General features: G+C 58.7%; 14 protein-coding genes. 6 read left to right on the top strand and 8 right to left on the bottom strand.

All coding sequences use genetic code 11. The features are described 5' to 3' along the window. Positions 1-25 precede the first annotated feature (25 nt). The 4 genes from pvdM to V6L79_RS13005 all read left to right on the top strand — a co-directional run bounded on the left by pvdM (position 26) and on the right by V6L79_RS13005 (position 6,626). Positions 26-1,375, top strand: a complete 1,350-nt coding sequence (pvdM, locus tag V6L79_RS13020) for a pyoverdine-tailoring dipeptidase-like protein PvdM (protein WP_338578897.1) — start codon at positions 26-28, stop codon at positions 1,373-1,375. 16 nt (positions 1,376-1,391) lie between these two features. Continuing rightward, the gene (locus tag V6L79_RS13015) at positions 1,392-2,264 is read left to right on the top strand and encodes a formylglycine-generating enzyme family protein (protein ID WP_338578896.1); all 873 of its coding nucleotides are present in this window, start codon (positions 1,392-1,394) and stop codon (positions 2,262-2,264) included. A 79-nt stretch (positions 2,265-2,343) separates the two neighbouring features. Beyond that, complete coding sequence (locus V6L79_RS13010; protein ID WP_338578895.1) at positions 2,344-4,008, top strand: cyclic peptide export ABC transporter; 1,665 nt, start codon at positions 2,344-2,346, stop codon at positions 4,006-4,008. A 146-nt stretch (positions 4,009-4,154) separates the two neighbouring features. Beyond that, complete coding sequence (locus V6L79_RS13005; RefSeq protein ID WP_261741906.1) at positions 4,155-6,626, top strand: TonB-dependent siderophore receptor; 2,472 nt, start codon at positions 4,155-4,157, stop codon at positions 6,624-6,626. An 80-nt stretch (positions 6,627-6,706) separates the two neighbouring features. Here the strand turns inward: V6L79_RS13005 and hcnC are convergent, their stop codons facing one another. Genes hcnC through V6L79_RS12990 form a run of 3 tightly spaced genes read right to left on the bottom strand, consistent with a single transcriptional unit; the run spans position 6,707 to position 9,676 of the window. Then, entirely contained in the window at positions 6,707-7,963 is a 1,257-nt protein-coding gene (gene hcnC / locus V6L79_RS13000) for a cyanide-forming glycine dehydrogenase subunit HcnC (RefSeq protein ID WP_261741905.1), read from the bottom strand. A 1-nt stretch (position 7,964) separates the two neighbouring features. Further along, the gene (gene hcnB / locus V6L79_RS12995) at positions 7,965-9,362 is read right to left on the bottom strand and encodes a cyanide-forming glycine dehydrogenase subunit HcnB (RefSeq protein WP_338578894.1); all 1,398 of its coding nucleotides are present in this window, start codon (positions 9,360-9,362) and stop codon (positions 7,965-7,967) included. After that, on the bottom strand, positions 9,359-9,676 hold the full coding sequence (locus tag V6L79_RS12990) for a (2Fe-2S)-binding protein (protein ID WP_321836220.1): 318 nt from the start codon (positions 9,674-9,676) through the stop codon (positions 9,359-9,361). Before V6L79_RS12990 ends, hcnB begins: the two co-directional genes overlap by 4 nt. Before the next feature lie 180 nt (positions 9,677-9,856). Between V6L79_RS12990 and V6L79_RS12985 the strand changes: the two genes are divergently transcribed. Then, entirely contained in the window at positions 9,857-10,720 is an 864-nt protein-coding gene (locus V6L79_RS12985; RefSeq protein ID WP_261741902.1) for a LysR family transcriptional regulator, read from the top strand. A gap of 89 nt (positions 10,721-10,809) precedes the next feature. After that, positions 10,810-12,054, top strand: coding sequence for an AGE family epimerase/isomerase (locus V6L79_RS12980; protein ID WP_338578893.1), 1,245 nt, complete (start codon positions 10,810-10,812; stop codon positions 12,052-12,054). 129 nt (positions 12,055-12,183) lie between these two features. Here V6L79_RS12980 and V6L79_RS12975 read toward each other — a convergent pair whose 3' ends face one another. From V6L79_RS12975 to V6L79_RS12955, 5 genes are all read right to left on the bottom strand, one after another. Then, positions 12,184-14,619 carry a TonB-dependent siderophore receptor gene (locus tag V6L79_RS12975; protein WP_338578892.1) on the bottom strand — a complete coding sequence of 812 codons (2,436 nt, stop codon included), beginning with the start codon at positions 14,617-14,619 and terminating at the stop codon, positions 12,184-12,186. Positions 14,620-14,719: 100 nt separating this feature from the next. After that, a complete protein-coding gene (locus V6L79_RS12970) occupies positions 14,720-15,697 on the bottom strand; it encodes a FecR family protein (protein ID WP_338578891.1) in 978 nt (325 codons plus the stop codon). After that, positions 15,694-16,194 carry a sigma-70 family RNA polymerase sigma factor gene (locus V6L79_RS12965; RefSeq protein ID WP_261742411.1) on the bottom strand — a complete coding sequence of 167 codons (501 nt, stop codon included), beginning with the start codon at positions 16,192-16,194 and terminating at the stop codon, positions 15,694-15,696. The genes V6L79_RS12970 and V6L79_RS12965 overlap by 4 nt, the downstream gene beginning before the upstream one ends. Positions 16,195-16,470: 276 nt before the next feature. Next, a complete protein-coding gene (locus V6L79_RS12960; protein WP_261741898.1) occupies positions 16,471-17,217 on the bottom strand; it encodes an SDR family oxidoreductase in 747 nt (248 codons plus the stop codon). A 66-nt stretch (positions 17,218-17,283) separates the two neighbouring features. Continuing rightward, positions 17,284-19,380: an EAL domain-containing protein gene (locus tag V6L79_RS12955; RefSeq protein ID WP_338578890.1), complete on the bottom strand. Its 2,097-nt coding sequence runs from the start codon at positions 19,378-19,380 to the stop codon at positions 17,284-17,286. Between the last annotated feature and the right edge of the window lie 48 nt (positions 19,381-19,428).

Below are 19,428 nucleotides of genomic sequence, written 5' to 3'. Positions count from 1 at the left end.
CCTGCGGATTCCTACAGAGAAGGCAATGACTAAACCACGTGCAAAAAAAGCCCTGTTGATCGGACTTCCTCTAGTGCTGGCCGCTGCCATCGGTGGCGGATTTGTGGTCTGGGACAGCTTCTACAAAGGCAATGCAGGATACCCGCTGAACATCATCAAACAAGCAGATGAGCTGCAAACGCGGGTCCTGTCCTTCGACAGCCATATCACTGTGCCAATGGAGTTTGGTACAGCAGGCAATGAAGCCGACAAGGATGGCCCTGGCCAGTTCGATCTGGTGAAGACGGCCAAGGGGCGCTTGTCGGGTGCTGCGTTGACGATCTTTGCCTGGCCGGAAATCTGGAACGGGCCCAACGCCCCGCATCGACCAACTGACGGGTTTGTCGCAGCGGCGCGCAATGAACAGGAGGCGCGCTACCAAATCATCAGTGCAATGGTCCGTGACTTCCCCAATCAAGTGGCAATTGCCTACACCCCGGATGACTTCAGGCGACTGCACGGCGAGGGCAAATTTGCGATTTTCATCAGCATGCTTAACGCCTATCCACTGGGTAACGACCTCAACCAGCTCGACCAATGGGCCGCGCGCGGCATGCGCATGTTTGGCTTCAGCTATGTGGGCAATAACCAGTGGGCCGACTCCTCACGCCCCTTGCCGTTTTTCAATGACACCCCGGATGCGCTCAACGGCCTTTCCGCGACCGGCAAACAGGCCGTGCAGCGGCTAAACGACCTGGGCGTGATCATTGACGTGTCGCAAATGTCGAGCAAAGCCCTGGAGCAAGTCAGCCAGCTCAGCCGCACCCCAATGGTGGCCTCGCACTCAGCGCCACGGGCCCTGGTGGACATCCCGCGCAACCTCAGTGACAAGGAAATGCAACTGATCAAAGACAGTGGCGGGGTCGTGCAGATTGTGGGTTTCGGCACCTATCTGCGCCCGCTCAGCCAGGACAGCCAGGACAAACTCAATACCCTGCGCCGCCAGTTCGATTTACCGCCGCTGCGCAATCTGGAAATGGCCCTGATGCCCGGCGACGCGATCATTACCGTGTGGCCCGAACAGCGCTTCGGCCAATACGCCAGCGGCCTGTACAGCATCGTCGAACAAGAACCCAAAGCCACGCTCAAGGATTACGGCGATGCGATCGACTATGCGGTGAAAAAGATCGGCATCGACCATGTCGGTATCAGTTCCGACTTCAACGACGGCGGCGGCCTGGATGGCTGGAAGGATGTCAGCGAGGCCCGCAACGTCACCGCCGAGCTGCTGCAGCGCGGCTACTCGGAGGCGGACATAGCCAAACTCTGGGGCGGCAACTTTTTGCGCGTCTGGGACACCGTGCAAAAAGCCGCCAGGCCAGCACCCACTCACTAAAGTGAAACCACAGCCCATGTTTAAGTTGAAGCCACTGTATTACTTGCCCCTCACCGCCCTGTTTGCCAGTGCCATACCCGCATTGGCCCAGGCCAACCCGCCCACACCACCGGGCACGGTCTTCAAGGACTGCAAGCATTGCCCTGAAATGGTGGTACTGCCCGTTGGCAGTTTCGTCATGGGCACACCGCAAGATGAAGTCGGGCGCGAACCTGATGAAGGCCCGATGCACACCGTGACCTTCAGCAAACCGATTGCCATCAGCCGCTTCCAGATCACAGCAGGCGAGTTCGATGCGTATATCAAGGAGACCGGAGTCACGATTGCCGATGGCGACGACCGCCCGGGGCGTGCCTGCATCGCCAGCAAACCGCGCTATCCCCAAGGGCCGCGCCAACCAGCGGTGTGCATGGACTTTAACGACGTCAAAAACTACGTCAGCTGGATTTCCAAAAAAACCGCCAAACCGTATCGCATGGTCAGCGAGGCCACCCGTGAATACGCTGCACGGGCCGGGTCTACCGGGCCTTTCCCGTTCCCGATGGATGAAGGCAAGGCATACAGCATTGCCAAACATGCCAACACCTACGGCCCCGCCGATGGCTACAGCTACACCTCACCGGCGGGCAGCTACCCGGCCAACGCATTTGGCGTATACGACATGCACGGCAACGTTTATGAGTGGCTGGCGGACTGCAAGCACAACGACTACATCGGTGCGCCCGCCGACGGCAGCGCCTGGGTCACTGACAGCACCTGCGAACTGCACCAGATTCGCGGCAACGACTGGGGTGAGGCGCCGGTGTTCTCTCGCTCGGGCAACCGCAACGATATTTACCCGCAAACCCGTGGCGACTGGATCGGGTTCCGGGTAGAGCGCGATCTGTAACCACTCAGTCGCTAAATCCGCGACCCAATCACTCGTTCACAAGAGACTGCCCTCCCCTTGATCCAAGGAACTCTTGTTTATGAGCCAGCCCGCTACACCCCGGACCTCGCCCGGGGTTCTGAGAGAACTGTTGACCCTGCTCAAGCCGTTTCGCCTGATCGTCAGCCTGTCCGTATTGCTGGGGATGGTCGGCGGGTTAAGCGTCACGGTATTGCTGGCAACCATCAATAACGCACTGCATGCCGAAGGCGGCCTCACACAGCAGGTGGTCGCCCTGTTCGCCGGGCTCTGCGTGCTGGCACTGGCCAGTAGCATCTGCTCGGATATTGGCAGCAACTACGTCGGCCAGCACATCATTGCCAGGTTGCGCAAAGAGCTGGGCGAAAAAGTACTCTCGGCGCCGATTTCGCAAATCGAACGCTACCGCAGCCACCGCCTGATCCCGGTGCTGACCCACGATGTCGACACCATCAGTGATTTTGCCTTTGCCTTTGCGCCGCTGGCCATTTCCCTGACCGTGACCCTGGGCTGCATGGGCTATCTGGCGATGCTGTCGTGGCCCATGTTCTTGATGATGCTGGTGGCAATCGTGATCGGCACCGTCATTCAATACATTGCCCGTGGCTACGGCCTCAACGGCTTCAGCGAAGCCCGCGAAGCCGAGGACGAACTGCAAAAGCATTACAACGCAATTGCCGAGGGCGCCAAGGAACTGCGCATCCATCGCCCACGCCGTCAGCGTATGTTCGTCAGCGGCATTGCGCGCACGGCGCAAAAAATCTGCGACATCCAAGTACGCTCGATCAATACCTTTGTGATCGCCAAAAGCCTGGGCTCGATGCTGTTCTTCGTGGTCATTGGCCTGGCCTTGGCCATGCAGTCCTGGTGGCCCAGCAATAATCCTGGCGTTATCAGTGGTTTTGTCCTGGTGCTGCTGTATATGAAAGGCCCGCTGGAGCATCTGATCAGCACCCTGCCGATCATCAGCCGTGCGCAAATCGCATTCCGGCGCATCGCCGACTTGTCCGAGCAATTCAACTCACCCGAACCGCACTTGCTGCTCAGCGAGCCGGGGGAACAGGACAAGACGGTAAATAGCCTGGAACTGCTGGACGTCAATTACACTTTTCCAGCCGTGGATGGCAGTGCCCCGTTCCACTTGGGGCCGGTCAACCTGCAGATCAAGCAGGGCGATATTGTGTTTATCGTCGGTGAAAACGGTTGCGGCAAAACTACCCTGATCAAACTGCTGCTAGGCCTGTACGCACCGCAGCAAGGTGAAATCCGCCTGAACGGCAACCCCGTCACGGCCCAAAGCCGCGATGATTACCGCCAGTTGTTCACCACCATTTTTGCCGACTACTACCTGTTCGACGACGTGGTGCAAGGCGACATGAAAATCCCCCAGGACGCCGAGCAATACCTCAAGCGCCTGGAAATTTCGCACAAGGTCAGTATCACCGACGGTCAGTTCAGCACCACCGACCTCTCGACCGGCCAACGCAAGCGCCTGGCGCTGGTCAATGCTTGGCTCGAAGAACGCCCGGTGCTGGTATTTGACGAATGGGCCGCCGACCAGGACCCCACCTTCCGCCGCATTTTCTACACCGAGCTGTTGCCGGACCTTAAGCGCCTGGGCAAAACCATCATCGTGATTTCCCACGACGACCGTTACTTCGACGTTGCCGACCAACTGGTACGCATGGACAGCGGCAAAGTCAGCACCGCGCTGGATGTCGCCTGACACAACTCACCGCGACTCCCGCAACAGCTGAAAAAAATAATCCGAATTAATTGCGGAACTTGTTTCTGGTTTCCTGATCGTGCTGCGTCTAATAACTATTCCCATTAACAAGAAAGATTTTTCCTTCTCTGGAGCCTAGGCACGCAATGCAACGACCAAACTTGAGCCGGACCCCTCTTTCGATCGCTACCCAGCGCCAGACTGTTCGCCGCACCCTGTTGTCCAGCGCCTTTGTGGCCTCGGTATTACTGGGTTCATCCATTGCTCAGGCGGCTCCAGTGGCCCTGAATATTCCGGCGCAGTCACTGGCCAGCGCGCTGAATGAACTGGGCAAGCAAGCCAACCTGCAAATCCTGTACAGCCCGGATCAGGTTCAAGGCATCAAGTCGCATTCCGTGTCCGGTTCGCTGGAACCGGTCAAGGCACTGGAATCCCTGCTGCAAGGCAGCGGCATTTCGTATCAGCTCAATGGCGATACGGTGATTCTCAGTGCACCTCAAGGCAAAGGCCTGGAGCTTGGCGCGACCAATATTTCCGGCGAGGGCATGGGCCGTTCACTGACCACCGAAGACACACACTCCTACACCACCGGTGCCACAAACAGCTCGACCAAACTGCCGTTGTCGATCCGCGAAACCCCGCAAACCGTTACCGTGATCACCCGTCAGCTAATGGACGACCAGGCTGCCCAAAGCATCGGCGATGTGCTGCGCAACGCGCCGGGGATTTCCACCCAGGCCTACGACAGCGACCGCATGGAATACTCGGCCCGTGGCTATGCCATCACCAACTTCCAGTACGATGGCGTCAACACGCAGTATGACGGTGTGTTCGATGAAGGCGCGACCAAGGTCGACATGGCTCTGTATGACCGCGTCGATATCATCAAAGGCGCCACTGGTCTGTTGTCAGGCTCCGGCGAGCCATCGGCTACGGTGAACCTGATCCGTAAAAAACCGACCCGCGAATTCAAGGCCTCAGTCACTGCCAGCGCCGGTTCCTGGGACAACTACCGCACCGAAGGTGATATTTCCGGGCCGTTGAATGAAGACGGCAGCGTGCGTGGACGCTTTGTCGGGGTCTATCAGGATGCCGACTCATACCGCGATCACGCCTCGAAAAAGAATGATGTGTTCTACGGCATCATCGAGGCCGACCTGACCCCGGACACCCTGTTCACCTTCGGCATGGACTACCAGAACATCAAGCCACGCGGCTCGTCATGGACCGGTAACCCGTACTACTTCTCCAACTACACCAAGACCGATTTCAGTCGCTCATTCAACCCGGCCACTGACTGGAGCCGTCGTGACGTTCAGGCACAGTCGACCTTCGCCTCCCTTGAACACCGCTTTGCCAACGACTGGAAAGTCAAAGGCACCTTGACCCAGCAAACCAATGATCACGACACCCAACTGGCATCGGCCAGCGGTGGCATGCCTGATCCGGTCACCGGTAAAGGTATGTTCTTCTACTGGGGCAAGTGGGAAGGCCATCGCGTACAGAACACTGCTGATATCAACGCTACCGGCCCGTTCAGCCTGTTTGGCCGCGAACATGAGTTGGTGGTAGGCGCCACTTCACAGTCGTCCAGACAAACCGGTGCGACCTTTGACGCCTCCCAGGTCGGCGCGGTCCCGGGCAGCATCTTTGACTGGTCCGGCGATTACCCGAAACCGTACTTCCCGAAAAACGGCAAGTACGAAAAGAATCAAAACCAGAACAGCGCCTATATCGCTGCGCGCTTCAAACCGACCGACGATTTGGCGCTGATCCTTGGCAGTCGCCTGAGCGACTACCAGTACAACGACACCTATAAATACTACGTGCAGTCCGCTAGATTTTCAGACAACAAAACCACCTCCAAGCAGCACGGCAAAGTCACGCCGTATGCCGGTGTGGTGTATGACCTGAACGAGACCTACTCGGCGTACGCCAGTTACACCTCGATCTACAAACCGGTCACCGAGAGGAGCAAATCCGGAACCACCCTGGCCCCCACCGAAGGCAACAGCTACGAAATCGGTTTGAAGGGTGAATACTTCGACGGTCGCCTGAATGCCACCGCAGCGATTTTTCGCACCGAGCAGAAAAATCTGGCCGTCGTTGATGGTATCGATGCAGCCAACGAGACCTACTACAAGTCGGTTGATGGTGCGACCACCAAAGGCATCGAACTTGAACTGGCCGGTGAGCTGATGCCCGACTGGAACGTGATGGCCGGTTACACTTACGCCCAGACCAAAACCGAAGATGGCGGCCGTTTGTATGGCTACCCGCTGGAAACTACCAAGCCTGAAAACGTGGCACGGCTGTTCACCAGCTACCGCCTGCCGGGAGTGATGAACAAGGTTACCGTGGGCGGTGGCGTAAACTGGCAGAGCCCGTTTTACGGCAGGATCTACAACGAATCCAAATCTGACTACGACATCATCGAGCAGCAGAGCTATGCGCTGGTCAACCTGATGACCCGCTACGAGTACAACGAACACCTGACATTCAACCTCAACGCCAACAACGTATTCGACAAAAAATACCTGTCAGGCCTGGGCAACTTCAGCACCACTTACTACGGCGAACCGCGCAACCTGATGCTGACCACCAAATACACCTTCTAAAACATCAGTGGGAGCGAGCCTGCTCGCGAAGGCCTCAAAAACATCGCGAGCAGGCTCGCTCCCACAGCCTTCAGAGGCGTTTATGCGCCCATGACTTTTTTCCGCATCACCGGTTGCAAGTCAAAACGATCTGCCAGAAACGGCGTGACATCCAGCGGTAGCGGCTCATCTCGTACCAGCGCATCGAGCATCACACCGGTTATCGCAGAGGTCAGGATGCCGGTACGGAAGTGACCGCATGCATTCAAATACCCCTCGACCCCCTTCATTGGTCCAAGAATCGGCAACTCATCGGGCGAGCCCGGACGCAGCCCGGCCCAGGTACGCTTGAGGTTCACGTCCTTGAGTTCAGGAATACACCGCATCGCGCCCTGCACCAGCCCCGTGATTTCAGGAAAGGTGGTGCTCACGTCAAACCCTTTGTCTTCCGTGGTACTACCAATCAGGATTTCGCCGTTGTCCTTTTGCGCCAGGTAACAATCACTGGTGGTCAGGCAGCCGTTGAGTAACTTGGGCATGCGTTCAGTCAGCACAATCTGACCTTTGACCGGCGCCACAGGGATGCTCAGGTCGGTGGCCATTACGCTGAGGTCTGCCGCCCAGGCGCCAGCAGCGTTGATCAGGGTTTTGCTGTGGAATGCACCATGGTTATCCGTGCGCACGCCGATCACCTTGCTGCCCTGACGCAACACCTCAGTGACGTTGGTATTGAAGTACAGGTCGACGCCATTTTGCCGCGCCCCTTCGGTGTAAGCATCGGTCAGACGGAACGGGCTCACCTGGTGATCGCACAGAAATTCCAGTGCACCTTGCGCGTCGTGGCTGACACTCGGCTCCGACTCGCGCAGGGCCGCCTGATCGAGCCAGCGGACCTCATCGGCCAAGTGTGGAATGTTGGCGACGATATGCTCGGCATACTGTCGGTCTTCATCGTCATAAATCACGTACTTGAGCCCGGTGCGCTCGAACTTGAAATCCATGCCGTGCTTTTTCAGCAGCTCCTGGTGCAAGCCGGGGTACAGCGCATTGGATTGCAGGGCAAAGTCGAAAAAACAATCAGGCAGGATATGTGGCGTGGTGGAATCGACAATTACTGCCGAACCCTGTGCTTCGCGCTTGCGTTCGGCAGACATCATGCGGAAAAAAATCACCCCGCAACCCAGCCCTACAGACTCGCCGATAGCCCACAAACCACCTGCCGAAGCGCGGCTGGCATTGCCGGGGCGCTTGCAGTCGATCATGGCGATTTTCAGATCCTGGCGACGAGACAAGTGGTAGGCACAGGACGCGCCAATAACACCACCACCGGCAATCACCACATCATAAGTCTTGATCATGTCAGGCATCCTTGCACGCATTGGTAAAAGCCGAAAACGGTACGGGTTCCAGCGGAAAGCGCGGACGCAACCAGCCCACATCCTTGCGCCCGGTGGCTTCACGCAGGCGATCGCTGCAATAGCCGACGCACATCCGGCCCTGGCAGTCGCCCATGCTGATTCGGGTGCGCATTTTCAGGCTGGCCATGTCTTGCACGCCCTGGCTCAGGGCCAGGTCGATGTCCGCACGGGTCACATTTTCACAACGACACACCACCGTGTCCGCCTGCGGCAATTCGATCTGACGCGTGCCGCGCTGGGTGTAGCGGTCAATGCCGCCACGAAAGCGCACGATAGTGTTGAGCCTGGACTGGTACACGCGGCGCTGCTCAAGCGCCTGTTTTTCACTCAAAACCCCGCGTTGCAGCAAAATCGACAACGCTGCAATGCGCCCGGTGAGCATCGCCGCTTCACCGCCGCGCATGCCGGTGACATCCCCGGCCAGGTGGATTGACCGCTGATTGCTCTGCTGCCAGTTGTTGGCTTTGACCGCCAGATAACCATCGACGTTATAAGCGTGCTCAAGGCCCATCTGCTGGCTGAGTTGAGTCCGCGGAATAAACCCGTAGCCCACCGCCAGGGTGCGAGCTGGCACCGCCTGCGCCTTGTTCATATCGGCCAGCCAGGTGCTGGAGTACGGGGCCACGATCACTTCGCTCAGTTCACCCTCGCCCCTTGCTTGCACTACACCCCAACCGTAATGCACGGCCACGCCATGGCGCTTGAGGTAAACCAGCATGCTCAAACCGTCGAGAAACAGCTGCGGCTGATTGAGCAGTGCCAGGCTTTGCTTGGCAATCCGGCCAAACTCGCACGCCTCATATACCCCGGCCACTTCCACACCCGCCGCGTGCAACTGGCAGGCCACCAGCATCAGCAAAGGTCCTGTACCGGCGATCAGCGCCGGCCCCTTGGGCTTGACCACGCCACTTTTGATCTGCAGTTGCAGACCACCGAGCATGATTACACCCGCAGTAGTCCAGCCAGGGAACGGCACGCTGCGTTCATGGCAGCCAGCGGACAACACCAGTTGTTCGAAGCCGATTTGCTGCAACTGCTCACTGTCGTCCAGCACTTGCAGAGATTGTTCACCTTGCCCGCCAACCACGCGATGGTTGAGACGCACATCGACAAAATGGGCAATGGCCGAAAATTCGCGGTGCAGCTTTTGCCGTGCGTCCTTGTAGCGCTCGCCCAGGTAGTCAAGTTCGACACCGTCGCGCAAAGGTCCGCGATAGACCACGCCGCCCAGGCGTGAAGCTTCTTCGAGCAACGTGCTGTGCACCCCGTGTTCTGCCAGCTCTATCGCAGCCGACATACCCGCCGGGCCGCCGCCGACAATCACCGGTTTGGCATTCATAGCGCGAGCTCCTGCTCGGCGATCCGGTTTGTTCCGGTCTCGACCTGCATTCCGGGCTGCACCACCGTCTGGCAGGCGCGACGCTTGTGTCGGCCATCGATATTCACCAGGCAGCAGTAGCACACACCCATACCGCAATAAGCGCCATTTATCTGGCCGTGATCATTGGGCGACAATTGCCGTATGCCGACTGAGTTCAATACGCTGAGTACGGTCTCTCCTCGAGCTGCGTCAACCGTTTGGCCATTGATGAGAATGGACATATCGGTCTGCATCAAAGGTTGAATGTCGTACTGTCGCTTCAAGTCATCCATGTCTGTAATCCCTTTTTTTATGTATCGTTGCTCAGCACATCACTGCCACCCTGTGCCAAGGGGAGAGACGTTAGCCTGATGCAGGAAATAAACATTGATGCGTGCCAATAAAGGTCGTTGTTTCATGTGTTTTTGACGCATTAGCCTTACACTGCTGGCCTCTTGCACACTGGCGTGTTTATGGACCTCGACCTGGCTCGCACCTTCCTTGAAATAGTTCGCTATGGCAGCCTGGTTGGCGCAGCTGAAAAACTGCATGTCACCCAGACCGCCGTAACTGCTCGGGTGCACAAGCTCGAAAGCCTGCTCGGCGTCACGCTGTTTATCCGTAACCGCGCAGGCGCCCGGCTTACCCCCGAGGGCGAAGCCTTTGTGGTATACGCCAATCAACTGCTGCAAACCTGGGAGGCCGCCCGTCGCGACCTGCCGCGCCCTGAAGGTCTGGATCAGTTGCTGCACATCGGCGGCGAAGTCAGCCTGTGCAACCCACTGATCCTGAGCTGGGCCAAGGCCTTGCGCCAACACCTCACCACCCATGCCCTGCGCATCCAGATCAGCGATGCCGAGCAGTTGTTGCGCCAGGTTGAAATGGGCTTGCTGGACGCTGCACTGGTCTATCAACCGGCCTATTGGCCCGGGGTCCAGGTGGAGCAGTTGCTCGAAGAAAAACTGATCCAGATTCGTCGGCCGGGGCAACCCGATCCTTATGTGTACATCGAGTGGGGCGAGGACTTTCGCCGCCAGCATGACGCCGCCCTTCCCGACAAGTCGCGGGCAGCCATCAGTTTCAATCTGGGGCCGGTAGCCCTGCATTACATTCTGGAAAACGGCGGTAGCGGCTACTTCCGCACTCGCGTGGTGCAGAGCTACCTGGACAGCGGGGCCCTTGAGCGTGTACCCAAGGCCCCCGAATTCAGCTACCCGACCTATCTGGTGTACTCGCGCGAACGAGACAGTGCGGCCTTGCAACAAGGCATCGAACTGCTGCGCGAAATCGTCAAGCAGGACAGCGACTGGTCGCAGCGCTGGGTGCCGGAAATTTAAGCTATACCCAGAGATGAAAGCTTTCAGCCGGGCGGCCAATCCCTTAGTCTGCGAGCGCTGAATAACGACAAAAACAATACAGGTGGCACATGACCGACCTCACCCGGACCAACGAAAGCTGGCTGACATCCGCCCCCCATCAGCAGTGGTTGCACGAACAGGGCCGGGCACTGGTGGATTTCGCCAAAGCGGCCCGCGTACCGCTCGGTTTCGCCCAGCTGGATCGATTTGGCCAACGCCCGGATGATGCCACGGCTGACACCGTTACCACTGCACGCATGGTGCACAGCTTTTCTCTGGCCCACATTCAAGGCCTGCCGGGATGCGCTCCGCTGATCGACCTCGGCTTGGCCGCATTGGCGGGCCCGTTGCGTGACGCCGAGCATGGCGGCTGGTTTTCCAGCCCCGCTGCGCAAGATGGCAACACCCGCAAAGCAGCCTATTTGCATGCGTTTGTAGCGCTGGCCGCCAGCTCGGCAGTGGTGGCCGGGCGTCAGGGCGCAGCAGAGTTGCTGGCCGAAGCTGTTGGCGTACTTGAAGAGCGTTTTTGGTCCGAAGCCGAGGGGGCTCTGCTGGAATCCTTTGCCCGCGACTGGAGTGACTGCGAGGCGTATCGCGGAGCCAACAGCAATATGCATGGCACCGAAACCTTTCTGGCCCTGGCCGATGTGCTCGACGAAGACCTGTGGCTGGACCGCGCCTTGCGCATTGCCGAGCGGGTTATTCACCAGCATGCGGCGCAGTCCGACTACCTGCCCGTCGAGCATTTCGATGCCCACTGGCAGCCGTTGCCCGACTACAACCGGGACAACCCGGCGGATGGCTTTCGCCCCTTCGGCAAAACCCCGGGGCACGCCTTCGAATGGGCGCGTTTGTTGCTGCACCTTGAAGCCGCCCGCAAACAGCGCGGTTTGTCGGCGCCAGCGTGGCTGCTGGAAGACGCTCGCCAACTGTTCAGCAGTGCGTGCCTGCATGGCTGGAATGTCGATGGCGGCAGCGGAATTGTCTACACCCTGGACTGGAACAATCAGCCGGTGGTGCGCGAGCGCCTGCACTGGGCCCTGGCCGAAGCATCAGCGGCGGCCGCTGCGTTGTTGCAACGCACCGACGAGCACCCATACGAGGTCTGGTATCAACAGTTTTGGGACTATATCGACCTGCATATGATCGACCGCCAGCACGGCAGTTGGCATCACGAACTGGGGATCGATAACCTGCCTTCGGAGAACATCTGGCCCGGCAAACCGGATCTTTACCATGCTTACCAGGCCACGCTGTTGCCACGCCTACCACTGGCCATCAGCCTGGCCAGTGCACTCAAATTGCGTCGTTGAACCCGCACCAAAAAACCGACAGAGACCTGTGGGAGCAGGCTTGCTCGCGATGCAAACGGCGCGACCAATCAGGCCAACCGTGGTGATGCAATCGCGAGCAAGCTCGCTCCCACAAGAGTGAAAGTGTCATCACCAATCGTATTTGACTTCCAGCGCCGCCGTGCGCTGCTGCCCGTAATAACAGCCAAAGCTGTAGTTGCACGAGGACACATACTCGCGATCAAACAGGTTCTGCACGTTAAGGCTGGTGCTGACGCCCTTGAAGCTCGGATCAAGGGCCGCCAGGTCATAGCTGAGCGTGGCGTCGTAGATCACAAATGACGGGGTCTTGAAGGTGTTGGCCGAGTCGCCGAAGTTTTTTCCGGTGTAACGCGCACCGCCGCCCAGGGTCACACCCGCAAGCGCCTGCCCGGTGAAGTGATAGTCGGCCCAGACGCTCGCCGCCCACGGCGATTGCGCTTCACTTCGGTTACCTTGGTTGTTGTAGTTGGACTTGCTGTAGAACACATCCAGATACGACAGCGAGGCGATTAGGTCGACGTTGTTAAAGCGGCTTTTACCTTCCAGTTCAATGCCCCTCGATCTGACTTCACCTTCCTGGACCTGGTACTCCAGATACTGCAAATCGCCGGTCAGGACATTTTGCTGGGTGATCTCGAACACCGAGGCCGTGAGCAGACTGGTGTCATTGGGCTGGTACTTGACCCCCACTTCATACTGCTTGCCCGTCATTGGTTTGAACGCCTTGGCGCCACGTGCCGGGGCCGAGGTGCCCACTGACGGCAGGAACGATTCGGTGTAGCTGATGTACGGCGCCAGACCGAACGAGGTGACATAGGTCAGGCCCACGCGAGCGGTGAACTTGTTGTCGTTTTGCTGCTCCCGCGTGTTGGCCAGCAGGTCATTGTTTTCAACCTTAGCCCAGTCCTGGCGCCCGCCAATGGTCAGGATAAAGTTGTCCAGCTTGATCTGGTCCTGCACATACAGGCCGGTTTGTTTGACCCGGTTGTCCCACTGGGTGGTCAGGGTCGGCACGCCATCGGTGCGGTAGTTTCCCGGACCGTAAAGGTCGAGAATCTCACTGCCGGACAGGTTGTAGCCCTGATATTTGCGAATGAAACTTCTGTAGTCCAGCCCCACCAGCAAGGTGTGCTGCAAAGGCCCGGTGACAAAGTCGCTCTGCAGATGGTTGTCGAAGGTGTAAGAGCTGTTCTGCTGACGCCAGTCGAGCTTGGTGCGGCTGGCATGGGTGTCTGTCGCGCCATCCGGGGCGGTGACAAAACGGTTCAGGTAAAACCCCTTGTACCGGTCGTCGACGTCGATATAACTCAGGCTCTGGCGATAAGTCATAGCCTCGTTGAAGGCATGGGAAAACTGATAGCCGAGCACATACTGGTCGCGCTTGTAATCGTTCCACTTTGAGTCGCCCAAAAACTTGTCGCGATCAATCTTGTTGCCTTGCGAGTTGCGGTACAGGCTGCCCACCGCAGGCAAGGCCTGGTAATCGGCCAGGGCATCATCACGCTGCACCTGCGCGTATAGCGTCAGCTCAGTGTTGTCGTTGGGCGTCCAGGTAAAACTTGGCGCCAGCAACTGGCGTGAATCTTCAGTGTGGTCCACCTGCTCGCTGCCGGTGTTGCCGACACCGATCAGCCGATAGCTAAGGGTTTTTGCATCATCCAGCGGGCCGGTGAAATCAAAGGCCAGGTTGTAGCGATCAAAACTGCCAGTGCCGACCTTTATCTGATGTTTGGCCTCAGTGCTCGGGCGCTTGGACACCATATTGATCATGCCGCCTGGCTGGTTCTGCCCATACAACACCGAGGACGGCCCCTTGAGCACTTCGATACGCTCCAGGGTGTATGGATCGATTTGCGGAGTGCCGCCCAGACTGCCCGCCGACGGTAAATACGCGCCATCGAGGTAAAGCAAGGTCGGGGCAAAGCCGCGGCTGGTGATTTCGTCCGCGATGGTGTTGCGGTCGGTGTAGCCATTAGTGCTCAGGCCCGGGGTGTAACGCAGCGCTTGCGTCAGGTCGCGGGCGCCCTGCACCTGCACTTGATCAGCCGTGACCACGTTGATGGTCTGCGGAATTTCCAGAATCGGCGTGTCGGTTTTGGTGGCCGTCGCCGAACGAGTGGCGACAAAGCCGTCAACGTGACCACGACCGTCTTCGGCCAACAACGCCGAGACATTGGTTGCTCCCAGGTTCAACGCCCCCGCCTCGGCTTGCGGGTAAACACTCAACGCGCCGCTGTCGGTCACACTCAGGCCCAGGCCGCTGCCCACCAAGGCGTGTTCGGCAGCCTGTTGCGGGGTATACATGCCGTTCACCGGAGCGGATTTTTTGCCCTGCAGCAAGGCGGGTGCGACCGACAGAGTCAAGTCGCTGTCACGGGCTATCCGGCTCAGGGTCACACCCAAAGGCGCAGCAGGCAGATCAAAAAAACGAGTGGTACTTTGCTCATGGTGCATCGCCTCGGCCACCGCAGTCAGCGGGTGGCCAGCAAGGCACAGGGTGATGGTCAGGGCCAGCAGACAAGGTCTTAGCGGGGCGTACGGCATGGGGCGTCCTTTCTCGTTGCAAGGTAGGCAGTTGTAACCTTGACCAACGAGCAAGGGTTTCCCCTCACACTATTTGCAATTAATTCGCATTCGGTTGTTTTTATCGACTCACATCAATCAGGGTCAGCCATGGTCCGTAACGCGTGACCTTGATCGGTAAGGTTTGCGCCAGCGCGCTGAGGGTTTGCGCGGTGTTGTCCAGCGCAAAAACCCCAAACACCCGCACCCGTGCCGCTTCGGGGCTGATGCGCAGCACACCGGTCTGGTAGGGCCGCAGCGCCTCGACCAGTGCCGACAATGGCTCATCATGCAGTTCGACCCGGCCTTGGAGCCAATCGGCCTGGCTCCGTGATGTCGGGGTTTGCGGGTCTATCTGATTGGCCGTGAATGCCACCGCCTGACCGGTGTCGATACGTCGTTGCAGCCCCCCCAGCGTGTCCAGTTGCACGCTGTGCTGCTGCACGCTGGCCAGACTTTCGTCCGCGCCCTGGCGCACCATGAAACGCGTCCCCAGTGCCTGCACCTGGCCTTGGGCCGTGGCTACCACAAATGGTCGTCCGGCATCGGCGGCCACGTCCACCTGCAACTCCCCTTCGCGCAGCCGTACCCGCCGCTGGCCGTTACTGAACTCGATATCGACCGCGCTGCGGGCATTGAGTCTCAGAAGACTGCCATCCGCCAGTTCGATGGTTTTGCGCTCACCGGTGCCGGTGTGTTGATCGGCCATCAAGCCTGTCAATGGCGTTACACGATTCACCAAGCCTGCCGCACCCAAACCGAGCAGCAACAGTAGCAAGCTGCCCCGCAAGGCATTTTTGCCTGAGGGCGACGTGCCGCTCAGCAGAGCTCGGCGTGCAGCCTGCAATTGCCCGGGGCTGCGGCGTTCCACTGATTGCAAATCGGCCACCGGAGCTTTCAATACCCCGACTACCCGCTGCCACGCGGCCAGATGTTCTGGACTTTGCGCCAGCCAGGCCTTGAACACCTGACGCTCCGAAGGGCTGGCACTCCCGGACTCAAGGCGCAGCATCCAGTCAATGGCGGCACGGGTGGTCGAATCAACCTTGGCTGTACTCATTGGGATGGCGCCGTTTGCGAGAGGCAATGAATAAAGGCGCGGCGCAAGTCACGCTCAACCGTGGCCAACGAGACACCCAACTGGTCAGCGATGGCTTGCTGGGGCATACCTTCAAGCCGATTGAGCAAAAAGGCCCGTTTCACCCGCGACGGTAAACCTTCAAGCACGCGATCAATGGCTTCAATCGCCTCGCGCACCAGCGCTATATCTTCAGCGGACGGCGCATAGCCTTGGGGCAGATCGGCCAACTGCTCAAGATAGGATTGTTCAAGTTTGCGCCGCCGCCACAGCGAACAGAGCAAGCGGCGGGCAACTGTACTCAGATAAGCGCGGGGCTCCTGGATGCGCTCCAGTTGCTGAGCGTCGAAAACGCGCAGAAAAGTGTCCTGGGTCAGATCGGCCGCATCCTGCGGGCAACGCACCTGTCGCGATAGCCAGCCGCGCAACCAGGCATGATTGTCGAGATAGAGGCTGGCCAGCAGGGTTTTGGGGTCCACAGGAATAGGCACGATAGATAACCAGACTTAAATAGCAATAAGTCGCATTATCGTCGCAAAAGGTGAAATGGCAAGTCGTAAATCACTGTGTAGCCGCTGAGGAGCGCAGCGCCAGCACATGCTAAATCCCGTTCCGGCCTGACCATACGCGATGTCAGGTTTTACGATGGCAGCGGTAGAGATCCTTCAAGCGTGGGAGCGAGCCTGCTCGCGAAAATCATACGCGAGCAGGCTCGCTCCCACTAAAGGCTTGACCTGGAACAGAGTTTTTACATCTTACCGACCGCCGCCCAGATCCAGAAAGGTGCCGGTGGTGTAGGAAGCCTTGTCCGACAGCAGCCAGATAATCGCCTCGGCTACTTCTTCGGCACGCCCGCCCCGGCCCATGGGGATGATCGGTTCAAGTTTGCTGACCCGCCCGGGATCGCCACTCAAGGCGTGGAAGTCGGTGTAGATATAGCCTGGCCTCACCGCGTTGACCCGAATCCCCTCGCCCGCCAGTTCCTTGGACAAGCCCACGGTGAAAGTGTCCAGCGCGCCCTTGGAGGCAGCGTAGTCGACGTACTCGCCGGGCGAACCCAAGCGTGCCGCTACCGATGACACATTGACGATATTGCCGCCCTGCCCACCGTAGCGGGGCGACATGCGCAGCACGGCATGCTTGGCACACAAGATCGGGCCAAGCACGTTGGTTTTCAGGGTGTGCATGATGCGCAACTCGGACAGTTCGTCGACCCGTGACTTGAGCCCCACGGTGCCAGCGTTGTTGACCAGTGCCGTGACCGGCCCCAACCGCTCGTCAACCTCGATAAACAGACGAATGATTTCCTCTTCGTCGCTGACATCGGCGCGCACCGCAATAGCTTCTGCGCCCAAAGCCTGAACCTGGGCCAGCACTTCATGGGCAGCCGCAACATCAGCCAGATAGTTGATGCAAATTCGATAGCCCTGCTGCGCCGCCAGTACTGCTGTTGCGGCGCCTATGCCACGGCTGCCACCGGTGATCACGATAACTTTGTCCATAAAAGTACGCTCCCCACTCAACATTTCAAATCTGGCCGCCAGCATAACCGTCAAGGGTTTGATTTGTCAGGTCGCCGCCGGTTTACCAGCGCTCAGGTCCTCTGCGCGATGAATATCGACCATAAACTGATTGGCCGGAAGCGGCTGGCCCAGCAGATAACCCTGCAAGGCATCACAGCCCAGCGTGGTCAAAAAGCTTTGTTGGGTATCGGTTTCAACGCCCTCGGCCACAATTCGCAGGCCCAGTGCCTGGCCCAGTGCAACAATGGCCGAAACAATCGCAGCATCATCGCTGTCATGCTCCAGATCACGCACAAAACCACGGTCTATTTTCAATTCATTGGCGGGCAGACGTTTGAGGTACATCAGGCTGGAATAGCCGGTACCGAAATCATCAATAGACAGGTCAACACCCATCTGCGACAAGCGCTGCAACACCACCATGCTCGCATCGGCGTCGCTCATGGCGGTGGTTTCGGTGATTTCCAGGGTCAAGCTGTTGGCTGGCAACTGGTGCCGCTCCAGCGTTGCGACCACACTGTCGACCAGCCCCGAATGGCAGAACTGCAGCGCCGACAGGTTGACTGCGATACGCCAGTGGCTATAGCCCTGATCGAACCACACACGCATCTGGCGGCAGGCTTCGTTGAGCACCCAATCGCCAATGGGAATGATCAGGCCGGTTTTTTCCGCGAGGGCGATAAAGTGCTCTGGCAACAGCAATCCCTGCTGCGGATGCTCCCAGCGCAGCAGGGCTTCAGCCCCTACCGGCAGGCCATTGCTGGCGTCGAACTTGGGTTGGTAATGCAGGCAAAACTGTTGCAGCACCAGAGCCTGACGCAGGTCTTGCAGCAATTGCAGTTGCTTGCGGGCGTTGATGTTCATCGAGGCATCGAAAAAACTGTAGCCATTTTTGCCCGCGCCCTTGGCGTGATACATCGCCGCATCGGCGTTCATCAGCAACTCTTCGGCGGTCAGGCCGTTACCAGGGTACAGCGCAATACCGACACTCGCGGAAATCAGCAAGTCATGATCGTCGACCCGGAATGCCTTGGACAACAGCCCGACCTGCCGCGCAGCCACTTGCGGCGCATCATCGGGCTCAAGCAAACGCACCAGCAACACAAACTCGTCCCCGCCAATGCGTGCCAGGGTGTCCTGGCTGCGCAACTGCTCGCGCAAACGCATGGCCACCTCACGCAGCAAGCGGTCGCCCAGATGATGACCGAAGGCATCGTTCACCGGCTTAAAACCGTCGAGGTCGATAAACATCAGCGAGAAACACCCGCCCTGCTCCGTCACCTTGCTCATTGCCTGAGCGATACGGTCAGCCAACAGGATGCGATTGGGCAGTCCGGTCAGAGTGTCGTGCAGTGCCAATTGGGTCAGCTCTTCATTGGCCAGGGTCAATGAGTCCGCCAGAGCGGCAGTGCGGGAATCGAGCCGGGCGTCAAAAACCGAGGTCAGCAACGCAATCACTAACACGGCCAGGCTGGACACCAGCACCAGATTATCCAGCCCCTTGCCACTCAGACCGTCCACGGCGGCAGCGCAAAAACTGCCGGGGGGGAAACTCGCCGCAGCCATGCCGGTGTAATGCATACCGACAATCGCCAGGCCCATGATCACCGCCGCCCCGCCGCGTACCAGCCGCACGTAAGGGGTTTGCTTGCGCAGATGAAACGCAATCGACAACGCGGCGGCCGAAGCCCCCACTGCAATCAGCAGCGACAGGCCAAACAGCGTCGGGTCGTAATCAATCCCCGGCTGCATGCGCAACGCGGCCATACCGCTGTAGTGCATGGCGCTAATGCCCGAGCCCATGATCAAGGCACCGAACAACAGTTGCAGCGCGGGCAGTCGCGGCTGGCTGACCAGCCACAAGGCAAAGCCGGACGACAGAATAGCCACCAGTAATGACCACAGAGTAAGCCCCAGGTCGTAACCCAACTCCAGCGGCAACTCCAGCGCGAGCATCCCGATAAAGTGCATCGACCACACACCAAAGCCCATGGCCAGTGCGCCGCCACCGATCCACAGGTACACACTGCGGCCTCGCGCCGTGGCAATACGGCCGCTCAGATCAAGGGCTGTGTACGACGCCAGAATGGCGACACACAGGGAAATCAAAACCAGCGAGGGAGAGTAAGTTGCAGACACCATGGACCTTCTCGTGAACGTGTGCCGAACAGCATCCATGCTCGGTAAGGG

The sequence above is a fragment of the Pseudomonas sp. ML2-2023-6 genome, from assembly GCF_037055265.1.
Taxonomy (GTDB): Bacteria; Pseudomonadota; Gammaproteobacteria; order Pseudomonadales; family Pseudomonadaceae; genus Aquipseudomonas; species Aquipseudomonas kulmbachensis.
The sequence above is the reverse complement of the archived record's forward strand: the minus strand, read 5'-3'. Positions and strand labels throughout refer to the sequence as shown.

Excerpts from the sequence above, each read along its gene's own strand:
- V6L79_RS12975 (WP_338578892.1), bottom strand. The coding sequence starts at position 14,619 with ATGCCGTACGCCCCGCTAAGACCTTGTCTGCTGGCCCTGACCATCACC.
- V6L79_RS13015 (WP_338578896.1), top strand. The coding sequence starts at position 1,392 with ATGTTTAAGTTGAAGCCACTGTATTACTTGCCCCTCACCGCCCTGTTT.
- hcnB (WP_338578894.1), bottom strand. The coding sequence starts at position 9,362 with ATGAATGCCAAACCGGTGATTGTCGGCGGCGGCCCGGCGGGTATGTCG.
- V6L79_RS12990 (WP_321836220.1), bottom strand. The coding sequence starts at position 9,676 with ATGGATGACTTGAAGCGACAGTACGACATTCAACCTTTGATGCAGACC.
- V6L79_RS12955 (WP_338578890.1), bottom strand. The coding sequence starts at position 19,380 with ATGGTGTCTGCAACTTACTCTCCCTCGCTGGTTTTGATTTCCCTGTGT.
- V6L79_RS12970 (WP_338578891.1), bottom strand. The coding sequence starts at position 15,697 with ATGAGTACAGCCAAGGTTGATTCGACCACCCGTGCCGCCATTGACTGG.
- V6L79_RS12985 (WP_261741902.1), top strand. The coding sequence starts at position 9,857 with ATGGACCTCGACCTGGCTCGCACCTTCCTTGAAATAGTTCGCTATGGC.
- hcnC (WP_261741905.1), bottom strand. The coding sequence starts at position 7,963 with ATGATCAAGACTTATGATGTGGTGATTGCCGGTGGTGGTGTTATTGGC.
- V6L79_RS13010 (WP_338578895.1), top strand. The coding sequence starts at position 2,344 with ATGAGCCAGCCCGCTACACCCCGGACCTCGCCCGGGGTTCTGAGAGAA.
- V6L79_RS12980 (WP_338578893.1), top strand. The coding sequence starts at position 10,810 with ATGACCGACCTCACCCGGACCAACGAAAGCTGGCTGACATCCGCCCCC.
- V6L79_RS12960 (WP_261741898.1), bottom strand. The coding sequence starts at position 17,217 with ATGGACAAAGTTATCGTGATCACCGGTGGCAGCCGTGGCATAGGCGCC.
- V6L79_RS13005 (WP_261741906.1), top strand. The coding sequence starts at position 4,155 with ATGCAACGACCAAACTTGAGCCGGACCCCTCTTTCGATCGCTACCCAG.
- pvdM (WP_338578897.1), top strand. The coding sequence starts at position 26 with ATGACTAAACCACGTGCAAAAAAAGCCCTGTTGATCGGACTTCCTCTA.